10 protein-coding genes are annotated in these 11,772 nt (G+C 59.6%); 7 read left to right on the top strand and 3 right to left on the bottom strand.

The genetic code is table 11. The features are described from left to right. Positions 1-88 precede the first annotated feature (88 nt). The 3 genes from ACE04F_RS22485 to ACE04F_RS22475 form a co-directional block, all read right to left on the bottom strand. Complete coding sequence (locus ACE04F_RS22485; protein WP_434628943.1) at positions 89-622, bottom strand: BRO-N domain-containing protein; 534 nt, start codon at positions 620-622, stop codon at positions 89-91. A 389-nt stretch (positions 623-1,011) separates the two neighbouring features. Continuing rightward, complete coding sequence (locus tag ACE04F_RS22480) at positions 1,012-2,262, bottom strand: ribonucleotide-diphosphate reductase subunit beta (protein WP_305499322.1); 1,251 nt, start codon at positions 2,260-2,262, stop codon at positions 1,012-1,014. A gap of 489 nt (positions 2,263-2,751) precedes the next feature. Next, the gene (locus ACE04F_RS22475; RefSeq protein WP_305499325.1) at positions 2,752-3,015 is read right to left on the bottom strand and encodes a DUF2790 domain-containing protein; all 264 of its coding nucleotides are present in this window, start codon (positions 3,013-3,015) and stop codon (positions 2,752-2,754) included. Positions 3,016-3,460: 445 nt separating this feature from the next. On the opposite strand from ACE04F_RS22475, the gene acs reads away from it, so the two are divergent. The 7 genes from acs to ACE04F_RS22440 all read left to right on the top strand — a co-directional run bounded on the left by acs (position 3,461) and on the right by ACE04F_RS22440 (position 11,716). Further along, positions 3,461-5,416 (top strand): acetate--CoA ligase, encoded by a 1,956-nt coding sequence (gene acs / locus ACE04F_RS22470; RefSeq protein ID WP_486109979.1) that lies wholly within the window; start codon positions 3,461-3,463, stop codon positions 5,414-5,416. 705 nt (positions 5,417-6,121) lie between these two features. After that, entirely contained in the window at positions 6,122-6,895 is a 774-nt protein-coding gene (locus ACE04F_RS22465; RefSeq protein ID WP_486109978.1) for an ABC transporter substrate-binding protein, read from the top strand. Positions 6,896-6,984: 89 nt separating this feature from the next. Continuing rightward, positions 6,985-7,674 carry an ABC transporter permease gene (locus ACE04F_RS22460; RefSeq protein ID WP_003178836.1) on the top strand — a complete coding sequence of 230 codons (690 nt, stop codon included), beginning with the start codon at positions 6,985-6,987 and terminating at the stop codon, positions 7,672-7,674. Further along, on the top strand, positions 7,671-8,369 hold the full coding sequence (locus ACE04F_RS22455; RefSeq protein ID WP_434572342.1) for an ABC transporter permease: 699 nt from the start codon (positions 7,671-7,673) through the stop codon (positions 8,367-8,369). Before ACE04F_RS22460 ends, ACE04F_RS22455 begins: the two co-directional genes overlap by 4 nt. A 56-nt stretch (positions 8,370-8,425) precedes the next feature. Beyond that, complete coding sequence (locus tag ACE04F_RS22450) at positions 8,426-9,190, top strand: ABC transporter ATP-binding protein (RefSeq protein WP_434572344.1); 765 nt, start codon at positions 8,426-8,428, stop codon at positions 9,188-9,190. A gap of 112 nt (positions 9,191-9,302) precedes the next feature. Next, positions 9,303-10,283 (top strand): transcriptional regulator ArgR, encoded by a 981-nt coding sequence (argR, locus tag ACE04F_RS22445; protein ID WP_486109977.1) that lies wholly within the window; start codon positions 9,303-9,305, stop codon positions 10,281-10,283. A 212-nt stretch (positions 10,284-10,495) separates the two neighbouring features. Further along, positions 10,496-11,716 carry an aspartate aminotransferase family protein gene (locus ACE04F_RS22440; protein WP_486109976.1) on the top strand — a complete coding sequence of 407 codons (1,221 nt, stop codon included), beginning with the start codon at positions 10,496-10,498 and terminating at the stop codon, positions 11,714-11,716. Positions 11,717-11,772 lie beyond the last annotated feature (56 nt).

The following is an 11,772-nucleotide window of genomic DNA, read 5'->3' as shown; positions in this document are numbered from 1 at the left end:
GTTGAAAACCCTCGGACGATACTGAGTGGCCATTACGGTTGTCTACGAAAATTCCTACAGAAAAAGCCGCGCTTTCGTCTTGCTGTTTCTACGGCGTCGATTGTCCGGATACGTGAAATACCTCCACCAGCCGACGCCACCAAGGTTTAGCTGTAACTGACCGCCCCCGAGTCCGATTGAGCAACAAATACGGCATGTCCCGAAGTCGAATCCAGCCGTCGTTTTGCCAATGCAACATGCTCAAGGACATCTCCGGCCAGTCCAGAACACTCAGCATCGGCCGCTCGGTATCGCTTGATGCCTGGGCGTCACGCAGGGCCGGTACGACTTGATGCGTTAGCCATTCACGCAGCAAGCGATTCCCTGGCGCGTAGTGATAAACCAGTAGGGCATACGCGCCGGACTCGCTGAGCATTAGCCGCTTTTCAGGATGGCCGTGGTAACGAATCAGCAGGGCGTGTCGCTGGTCCTCATCCAATTTGCTGACCATGCGGTCGTTCAGATGCACGCCCATTAACCGTCCGAGGTCGCGAGCGCAGAACCAAGGTTGGTTCTCCAAAAGCAGGGCATGAAGATGGAGGCTATGACGGGTGAAAACCGCCGGAATGTAAGCATCAGACATGATTTGTCTCCGAGGTATACGGAGAGCAGAGCTGTGTTTTTATGGGCATGACCACCTCTACGTTAGAAGGTTAGCGGCGCAAACCCGACGTAGAGGATCTAAGAAAAATCCCAACTAGCTTTTCTTCCCACAGAATTGCAACGTCCTTAGACAGTATGCGGTTCTATGTTCGGCGATTAGCTACTACGTTGGGCGTTTCTTAGGCACCTGCGACTAAGATAGGTAACGAGGCGATACGGCGTCAATACGGAACGATTCTGAGTTTTGCGTAGGGTAAAAGCAGCGTTACAGTCTCAGAACTAAACGCAGTTTTGCTCCGGTAGAAAACTAAAAACCCCGTTTTCACAGGGTTTTTAGTTAAATGCTGATGGTGCAACGATGACTAGAAATCAATCCCAGCTCAAAGCCCCACCCGTCTGATACTCAATCACCCGAGTCTCAAAGAAATTCTTCTCTTTCTTCAAGTCCATGATCTCGCTCATCCAAGGGAACGGGTTGGTCGTGCCTGGGTACTCTTCCTTCAGACCAATCTGCGACAGGCGACGGTTGGCGATGAACTTGAGGTAGTCCTCCATCATCGCCGCGTTCATGCCCAGCACGCCGCGAGGCATGGTGTCGCGGGCGTATTCGATTTCCAGTTGGGTCCCTTGCAGGATCATCTGGGTCGCTTCTTCCTTCATCTCGGCGTCCCACAGGTGTGGGTTTTCGATCTTGATCTGGTTGATCACGTCGATGCCGAAGTTCAGGTGCATGGATTCGTCGCGCAGGATGTACTGGAACTGCTCGGCGACGCCGGTCATTTTGTTGCGGCGGCCCATGGAGAGGATCTGGGTGAAGCCGCAGTAGAAGAAGATGCCTTCCAGAACGCAGTAGTAGGCGATCAGGTTGCGCAGCAACTCTTTGTCGGTTTCCGGGGTGCCGGTTTCGAACTTCGGATCGGAGATCGAACGGGTGTATTTCAGGCCCCAGGCGGCTTTTTTCGCGACTGATGGGATCTCGTGGTACATGTTGAAGATCTCGCCTTCATCCATGGCCAGCGATTCGATGCAGTACTGGTAGGCGTGGGTGTGGATCGCCTCTTCGAAGGCCTGGCGCAGGATGTACTGGCGGCACTCCGGGTTGGTGATCAGGCGGTACACGGCCAGGACCAGGTTGTTGGCAACCAGGGAGTCGGCGGTGGAGAAGAAGCCCAGGTTGCGCATGACGATGCGGCGTTCGTCGTCGGTCAGGCCTTCCGGGTTTTTCCAGAGGGCGATGTCGGCGGTCATGTTGACTTCTTGCGGCATCCAGTGGTTTGCGCAGCCGTCCAGGTACTTCTGCCAGGCCCAGTCGTATTTGAATGGTACGAGCTGATTGAGGTCGGCGCGGCAGTTGATCATGCGCTTTTCATCGACGGCGACACGGGCGGAGGCGCCTTCGAGTTCGGCGAGGCCTTCGGCGACGTCGAGTTTGTCGAGGGCGGCCTTGGCGCGAATGATCGCGGCCGAGTCGCTGGCCGTCACGGCGCGGGCTTCGAGCGCGGCGGCACCGCCGGCGCTGTCGAGGCGGTCCATGTTGGCTTCAGAAGCGTGGCCGGCGTTGGCGCCTTTTACCGCGACTTCGCCGTCGTCTTCTTTGTCGAATTCGTCCCAGCTCAGCATGACGTGTCGTCTCCTGCGTGAGGGCCAGATGCCCATTGAAAGGCCTACTGGCCGCGGTGGATCTTGGAAAGTCGTTTGTTGCAGCAGCTGACGCAGGCAATAAACAGAAAAATGTACGGGTTGTGCTGAAGCGGCTTGCACGTATCGGCATGGTCGGCCGTTACGCAGGCTTCAGGTTGGCTTTGATCCCTGTAAGGGGATATTGCAGGCCCGTTTAAGGCGGCATTATAAGGACTTTTTTGCCTACGTGGTGCGGCGAAATAGCTCACAGAAGAGGTCGCGGGGGGCATACCCGCATGGGAGCGAGGGTTTACAAGGCTTTGGCCGTTGAAGATTTTTTTTGCACGGATCGGATGGCGGGCTTTTTTGCTCGGAAAGTGATCGATTTTTGCCGTTTTGCACTACATGTTGTGTTTGCTGGCGGTTTTTGGTGGCTCCAGACACAACCAGGCCCGATCGAAATCGGGCCATGGAAACTGCCGGTTGTGATCAGCCGTTGGAGCAGCCGGTGCCCATGACGCTGTAGCGCATGATGTGGCGCTGGCCCTTGGAATCTTCATATTCCATTTTCGCCGGGACCACTTCGCAGACATTCGGGATGGTGCTCATGGAAATGACTTTGGCGATGTCCAGGTGGGTGGAGTAGGTGTACTCCTCGATCGCCGGTTTCTGCTGTGCGACATCGGTCGGGGCCTCATCCGCCATGGCGGTGGCGCAAAGGCTGCCGAGGACCAGAACCCATAAAGCTTTCATCTGTATTTCACCTTTCTTGAGGTCGAGTGGGGTCACGCAGCCTTTTTGAGGCTGCGTGTGGAGCAAGTGTTGGAAGTAGGATCAATGGCCTTCGTGGGGGCTGTGTTGCGTCAATCGGGTTTGCCGGTTGGCGGGGTTGATTTTAGGAGGCGAGGGGAGGGGTAAACAGACTTGGTTTTGATAAACACTGTTGGTTGATCTGGTAATAATCGGCGTTCGGGCCTGTTAACAAATCCATTGATTTGATGTCGGCCGAACTGGCGCCTTCGCGAGCAGGCTCGCTCCCACAGATATCTCCCACATGAAGATATCTTCAGGTGGATTTGCGGGTTAGTACCGACATTTTGTAGGGACTTGTTACTACCATCGTCGAATGGTTCTATAGGCCCGCCCCAAGCTACAACGGAACCATACAAAAACAACTATTGTCACCGAGGTAAGAAAGATGAGTGCGGCTTCTGTGTATCCCGTTCGTCCCGAGGTTGCGGCCAGTACGCTGACTGACGAGGCGACCTATAAGGCCATGTACCAGCAGTCGGTCGTCAACCCCGATGGCTTCTGGCGCGAGCAGGCCAAGCGCCTCGACTGGATCAAGCCTTTCACCACGGTGAAACAGACCTCGTTCGACGATCACCATGTCGACATCAAGTGGTTTGCCGACGGCACCTTGAACGTTTCCTACAACTGCCTCGACCGTCATCTGGAAGAGCGCGGCGATCAGGTTGCGATCATCTGGGAGGGCGACGACCCGTCCGAGAGCCGCAACATCACTTATCGCGAACTGCATGAGCAAGTCTGCAAGTTCGCCAACGCCCTGCGCGGCCAGGACGTGCATCGCGGCGACGTGGTGACGATCTACATGCCGATGATTCCCGAGGCCGTGGTCGCCATGCTGGCCTGCACCCGGATCGGTGCCATCCACTCGGTGGTGTTCGGCGGCTTCTCGCCGGAAGCCCTGGCCGGCCGCATCATCGACTGCAAATCGAAAGTGGTGATCACTGCCGACGAAGGCATCCGTGCCGGCAAGAAGATCCCGCTCAAGGCCAACGTCGATGACGCGCTGACCAATCCGGAAACCAGCAGCATCCAGAAAGTCATCGTGTGCAAGCGCACGTCGGGCAACATCAAGTGGAACCAGCACCGTGACATCTGGTACGAAGACCTGATGAAAGTGGCCGGCACCGTTTGCGCGCCGAAGGAGATGGGCGCCGAGGAAGCGCTGTTCATCCTCTACACCTCCGGTTCCACCGGCAAGCCCAAGGGCGTGCAGCACACCACCGCCGGTTATTTGCTGTACGCGGCGCTGACCCATGAACGCGTATTCGACTACAAGCCCGGTGACATCTACTGGTGCACCGCTGACGTCGGCTGGGTTACCGGCCACAGTTATATCGTCTACGGCCCGTTGGCCAATGGCGCGACCACGCTGCTGTTCGAAGGCGTACCGAACTATCCGGACGTCACCCGAGTGGCCAAGGTGATCGACAAGCACAAGGTCAATATTCTCTACACCGCGCCGACCGCGATCCGCGCGATGATGGCTTCGGGCACCGCCGCCGTCGAAGGCGCCGATGGCAGCAGCCTGCGCCTGCTGGGTTCGGTGGGCGAGCCGATCAACCCGGAAGCCTGGGACTGGTACTACAAGAACGTCGGCAAGGAGCGTTGCCCGATCGTCGACACCTGGTGGCAGACCGAGACCGGCGGCGTACTGATCAGTCCACTGCCAGGCGCCACCGCGTTGAAGCCGGGTTCGGCCACGCGTCCGTTCTTTGGCGTGGTGCCGGCGCTGGTGGACAACCTCGGCAACCTGATCGAAGGCGCCGCCGAAGGCAACCTGGTGATCCTCGATTCGTGGCCGGGCCAGGCACGTACGCTGTACGGCGATCATGACCGTTTTGTCGATACTTACTTCAAGACCTTCAGCGGCATGTACTTCACCGGTGACGGCGCTCGTCGCGACGAGGACGGCTACTACTGGATCACCGGTCGGGTGGACGACGTGCTCAACGTCTCCGGTCACCGCATGGGCACCGCCGAGATCGAAAGCGCCATGGTTGCCCACCCGAAAGTCGCCGAGGCGGCGGTGGTGGGTGTGCCGCACGATATCAAGGGGCAGGGCATCTATGTCTATGTCACCTTGAACGCTGGCGAAGAAACCAGCGAAGCCTTGCGCCTGGAGCTGAAGAACTGGGTGCGCAAGGAGATCGGCCCGATTGCTTCGCCGGACGTGATCCAGTGGGCGCCGGGGCTGCCGAAGACCCGCTCCGGCAAGATCATGCGCCGCATCCTGCGCAAGATCGCCACGGCGGAATACGACGGCTTGGGTGATATCTCCACCCTGGCCGACCCGGGTGTGGTAGCGCACCTGATCGAGACGCACAAGACCATGAACGTCGCCTGACGCTCCTTGCAACACACAAAAAGCCCCGCCTGGCATTTTGCCGAGCGGGGCTTTTTTGTGCGCGCCCGCCGCCACTGTGGCTTGCAAGCGAGCGCCTTTGTGGCGAGGGAGCTTGCTCCCGCTCGGCTGCGCAGCAGTCGTCAACCGGCCGATGCGGTATGTCTGGATGACCGCGGTGTCTGGGTTTAGGGCCGCTGCGCAGCCCAGCGGGAGCGAGCTCCCTCGCCACGGGAGGGGTTTGAATAAATATCGGGCTTCAAGGTGGGACGCGTCTGAACGTTACCGGTGTTTCGAAATGTGTAACCAAAGGCGCCACGACGGGGCAAAGTGAAACGCAAAGCCCCGTTTCAGGGCCGTTTCGGACCGATGGAAAAACAAGTCGCCACGCTGTGCTTGCCGGATTAGAAGGGTTTGCGAATAATAGGCCCGCTAATTGCAGCATGGATCGGTTCCCTGTCTTTTGCTCTTGCATGAATTTGCGGGGCTGTCAATGTGCTCGAACGGCTTTCTCGGTGCTTCTGTAATTAGTTGTCGCATTGAAGAAATATCGGCTTCGGGCCTGTCGTTAGAATGCCGATCACTCGCTCGTCGTGGCTCGCGTTGGATAAATCGTGAGCTCCCTAGGACGCAAGTTCGTTCCACCCATTCGCATATTGGGCTGTTGCTCACTCTGCCGTTTTCGCCCTTTACCGATGGAGTCCCAAGATGAAGAAACTTGTGCTGCTTGGCGCCCTGGCGCTGTCCGTGCTGTCCCTGCCGACCTTCGCTGATGAGAAACCGCTGAAGATCGGTATCGAAGCGGCTTACCCTCCGTTCGCCTCCAAGGCTCCGGACGGCAGCATCGTCGGCTTCGACTACGACATCGGCAATGCGCTGTGCGAAGAGATGAAGGTCAAGTGCGTGTGGGTCGAGCAGGAGTTCGACGGCCTGATCCCGGCGCTGAAAGTGCGCAAGATCGACGCGATCCTGTCGTCCATGTCGATTACTGAAGATCGCAAGAAGTCCGTCGACTTCACCAACAAGTACTACAACACCCCGGCTCGTCTGGTGATGAAGGCCGGTACCCAGGTCAGCGACGGCCTGGCTGAGCTCAAGGGCAAGAACATCGGCGTCCAGCGCGGTTCGATCCACGAGCGTTTCGCCCGTGAAGTCCTGGCCCCGCTGGGTGCCGAGATCAAGCCGTACGGTTCGCAGAACGAAATCTATCTGGACGTCTCCGCCGGCCGTCTCGATGGCACCGTGGCCGACGCGACGCTGCTGGATGACGGTTTCCTGAAGACTGACGCGGGCAAGGGCTTTGCATTCGTCGGCCCGGCGTTCACCGACGAGAAATACTTCGGCGACGGCATCGGTATCGCGGTTCGCAAGGGCGATGCGCTGAAAGGCAAGATCAACAGCGCGATCACCGCCATTCGCGAGAGCGGCAAGTACAAGCAAATCCAGGACAAGTACTTCGCCTTCGATATCTACGGCAAGTAACCACGTCCCGCCACTGCGGCGAAATGGCGCAAGCAACAGGATCTCTGCGGTTTGCGCCATTTTTTCATCCACTTTCGAGGACCTGAATCATGTTGAAAGGCTACGGGGCTGTCATCCTCGATGGCGCATGGTTGACGCTTCAGCTCGCCTTGTCGTCCATGGCCCTGGCCATCGTCCTGGGGCTGATCGGTGTCGCGTTGCGCCTCTCGCCGGTGCGTTGGCTGGCGTGGCTGGGCGACCTGTATTCCACGGTCATTCGCGGCATTCCCGACCTGGTGCTGATCCTGCTGATCTTTTACGGCGGCCAGGATTTGCTCAACCGCGTGGCGCCGATGCTCGGCTATGACGACTACATCGACCTGAACCCGCTGGCGGCCGGTATCGGCACCCTGGGCTTCATCTTCGGTGCGTACCTGTCGGAAACCTTTCGCGGCGCGTTCATGGCGATCCCCAAGGGGCAGGCCGAGGCGGGCATGGCGTATGGCATGAACGGCTTCCAGGTGTTTTTTCGGGTGCTGGTGCCGCAGATGATTCGCCTGGCGATCCCGGGCTTCACCAACAACTGGCTGGTACTGACCAAGGCCACCGCGCTGATTTCGGTGGTGGGCCTGCAAGACATGATGTTCAAGGCCAAGCAGGCGGCGGATGCCACCCGCGAGCCTTTCACCTTCTTCCTCGCAGTGGCGGCGATGTATCTGGTGATCACCAGTGTCTCGTTGCTGGCATTGCGTCACCTTGAGAAGCGCTACTCGGTAGGCGTAAGGGCGGCTGATCTATGATCTTCGACTACAACGTCATCTATGAAGCCTTGCCCCTGTACTTCAGTGGCCTGCTGACCACCCTGAAGCTGCTGGCCCTGTCGCTGTTCTTTGGCCTGCTGGCGGCGTTGCCCCTGGGGCTGATGCGGGTGTCCAAGCAGCCGATCGTCAACATGACGGCCTGGCTCTACACCTACGTGATCCGCGGCACGCCGATGCTGGTGCAGCTGTTCCTGATCTATTACGGGCTGGCGCAGTTCCAGGTGGTGCGCGAAAGCTTCCTCTGGCCATGGCTGTCCAGCGCGACGTTCTGTGCGTGCCTGGCGTTCGCCATCAACACCAGCGCCTATACCGCCGAGATCATCGCCGGCAGCCTGCGGGCCACGCCTAACGGTGAGATCGAGGCGGCCAAGGCCATGGGCATGTCGCGCTACAAGCTGTACCGCCGGATCCTGCTGCCGTCGGCGTTGCGCCGGGCGCTGCCGCAATACAGCAACGAAGTGATCATGATGCTGCAGACCACCAGCCTGGCGTCCATCGTCACCCTGATCGACATCACCGGCGCCGCGCGCACGGTGAACGCGCAGTATTACCTGCCGTTCGAGGCCTACATCACCGCCGGCGTTTTCTACCTGTGCCTGACCTTCATCCTGGTGCGCCTGTTCAAACTGGCCGAGCGCCGCTGGCTGGGTTACCTGGCCCCGCGCAAGCACTGATAACGCATCGATCCGATCGACTGCTCAACGACTGACGTTTTGTGAGAACCGACCGCATGTACAAGCTTGAAGTCCAAGACCTGCATAAACGCTATGGCAGTCACGAAGTGCTCAAGGGCGTGTCCCTGAAAGCCGCCGCTGGCGACGTGATCAGCATCATCGGCTCCAGTGGCTCCGGCAAGAGCACCTTCCTGCGTTGCATCAACCTGCTTGAGCAACCCCACGCCGGCAAGATTTTGCTCAACAACGAAGAGCTGAAGCTGGTGGCAGGCAAGGACGGCGCCATGAAGGCTTCGGACCCCAAGCAGCTGCAACGCATGCGTTCGCGGTTGTCGATGGTGTTCCAGCATTTCAACCTGTGGTCGCACATGACCGCGCTGGAAAACATCATCGAAGCGCCGGTGCACGTGCTGGGCGTGGCCAAGGCCGAAGCGCGGGAGAAGGCCGAACACTATCTGAACAAGGTCGGCGTGGCCCATCGCAAGGACGCTTACCCAGGCCACATGTCCGGCGGCGAGCAGCAGCGTGTGGCAATCGCCCGTGCGCTGGCGATGGAGCCTGAGGTGATGCTGTTCGACGAGCCGACTTCGGCGCTCGACCCGGAGCTGGTCGGCGACGTGCTCAAGGTGATGCAGGCGCTGGCCCTGGAAGGCCGGACCATGGTGGTGGTGACCCACGAGATGGGCTTTGCCCGCGAGGTGTCGAACCAACTGGTGTTCTTGCACAAAGGCATCGTCGAAGAAAGCGGCAATCCGCGCGAAGTGCTGGTCAATCCGCAATCGGAGCGCTTGCAGCAATTCTTGTCGGGCAGCCTGAAGTAATCGCTCCCGTACGCACCTGATTTGGGTCATGCTGCGCACCGCGCGCCAGATGGTCTAATTTGGTTGCAGCCGCTTTTGGCTTTAACACTGTTTTTGCTTCGGATTGCCCAACATGACTGCCCATCGAATAGGTTTCCTGATTTGGCCCAGCACTAAAGCGTTGACGCTGGCGCTGGCCGAGGAGGCCTTGCGCGTTGCGCAGCGAGTGCATCCGGACGTGGTCTACGAGCTGTCCTTTTTGCACGCCGAGCCGCCGGCCGAGGGTGCCTGGCAACTGCCGGGCGAAGCCTGGGCCGGCAAGCTCGAAGGCTTGCAGAAACTGTTTCTGCTGGCCGATGAGCCGCCGACGTCGCTGGCCTCGCCGTTGAGCAGCGCGCTCAAGCAACTGGTGCGCGCCGGCTGTGTAATTGGCGGCTTGTCCGCCGGCGTCTATCCGCTGGCGCAGTTGGGTTTGCTTGATGGTTACCGAGCCGCCGTACACTGGCGCTGGCAGGACGATTTCTCCGAACGTTTTCCCAAGGTCATCGCCACCAGCCATTTGTTCGACTGGGACCGCGATCGCCTGAGCGCCTGTGGCGGCATGTCGGTGCTCGACCTGTTGCTGGCGGTGCTGGCCCGGGACCACGGCGCGGAGCTGGCCGGCGCGGTCTCGGAGGAACTGGTGGTCGAACGCATTCGCGAAGGCGGCGAGCGCCAGCGCATCCCGTTGCAGAACCGCCTCGGCTCCAGCCATCCGAAGCTGACCCAGGCGGTGCTCTTGATGGAGGCCAACATCGAAGAGCCGCTGACCACCGATGAAATCGCCCAGCATGTGTGCGTGTCCCGTCGCCAGTTGGAGCGGATCTTCAAGCAATACCTCAACCGCGTGCCCAGCCAGTATTACCTGGAGCTGCGCCTGAACAAGGCCCGGCAGATGCTGATGCAGACCAGTAAATCGATCATCCAGATCGGCCTGTCCTGCGGTTTCTCCTCCGGGCCGCATTTCTCCAGCGCTTACCGCAACTTCTTCGGCGCCACGCCGCGGGAAGATCGCAACCAGCGACGCAGCAGCAGCCCGTTCGAATTGTCGTCGGTGCCGTCGGAACGCGGCTGAGGCAAATCTTCGGGATGACGCCGCAAATCCTGCGCCAACGTTTAAACTGCGCCTTTGCGACGCTATTTGTCGCATTGCCGTAAACCCGCGCAAAACGTGGGTTGGCGCTATAAGAAGTTGTCGCTTGGCGGCAAGGCCGGGCTGAAAACTGTCCTTACAATCCTCACCAAGCTCGCCAGTTCCAGGCGGGTGTTCCTCTTCAGGAGACTCCGATGTCCGTTGAGCAAGCCGCGGTCCAACGCGCCGATTTCGACCAGGTAATGGTTCCCAACTATGCACCTGCTGCCTTTATCCCCGTGCGTGGTGCCGGTTCCCGCGTGTGGGACCAGTCCGGTCGCGAGTTGATCGACTTTGCTGGCGGTATCGCAGTCAACGTACTGGGCCATGCCCACCCGGCGCTGGTCGGTGCACTGACCGAGCAGGCCAATAAGCTGTGGCACGTATCGAACGTGTTCACCAACGAGCCAGCCCTGCGCCTGGCGCATAAACTGGTCGATGCGACCTTCGCCGAGCGTGCATTCTTCTGCAACTCCGGCGCCGAAGCCAACGAGGCCGCCTTCAAGCTGGCCCGTCGCGTCGGCTTTGATCGGTTCGGCAGCGAGAAATACGAGATTATCGCCGCGCTCAACAGCTTCCACGGACGCACCCTGTTTACCGTCAACGTCGGCGGCCAGTCGAAGTACTCCGACGGTTTCGGTCCTAAAATCACCGGCATCACCCACGTTCCTTATAACGACCTTGCGGCTTTGCAAGCAGCGGTCTCGGACAAGACCTGCGCGGTGGTGCTGGAGCCGATCCAAGGCGAGGGCGGCGTGTTGCCGGGCGATCTGGCTTATCTGCAAGGTGCCCGCGAGCTGTGCGATGCACACGATGCGCTGCTGGTATTCGACGAAGTGCAGACCGGCATGGGCCGCAGTGGCGAATTGTTCGCCTACATGCATTACGGCGTGGTTCCGGACATCCTCACCAGCGCCAAGAGCCTGGGCGGTGGTTTCCCGATCGCGGCGATGCTCACCACCGAAGCGCTGGCCAAGCACCTGGTGGTCGGTACCCACGGCACCACCTATGGTGGTAACCCGCTGGCCTGCGCAGTGGCCGAAGCGGTGATCGACGTGGTCAACACGCCTGAAGTGCTCGGTGGGGTCAAAGCCAAGCATCAGAAATTCAAGGCGCGCCTGGAGCAGATCGGCGAGAAGTACGGCTTGTTCACCCAGGTCCGTGGTCTTGGCCTGTTGATCGGCTGCGTGCTGAACGACAACTGGAAGGGCAAGGCCAAGGACATCTTCAACGCCGCCGAGCAGGAAGGCCTGATGATTCTGCAAGCCGGTCCGGACGTGATTCGTTTCGCCCCGAGCCTGGTGGTGGACGATGCCGACATCGACGCCGGCCTGGACCGCTTCGAGCGGGCTGCGGCGAAGCTGACGCAAGCCTGATCCAGACTTGACCGGCCCTGGTGTGGGGCGGCTTTTGTGGGGGGGGGGGGGGGGGG

This window comes from Pseudomonas sp. AGC41 (assembly GCF_057334555.1).
This window is presented reverse-complemented; position numbering and strand designations above follow the sequence as displayed.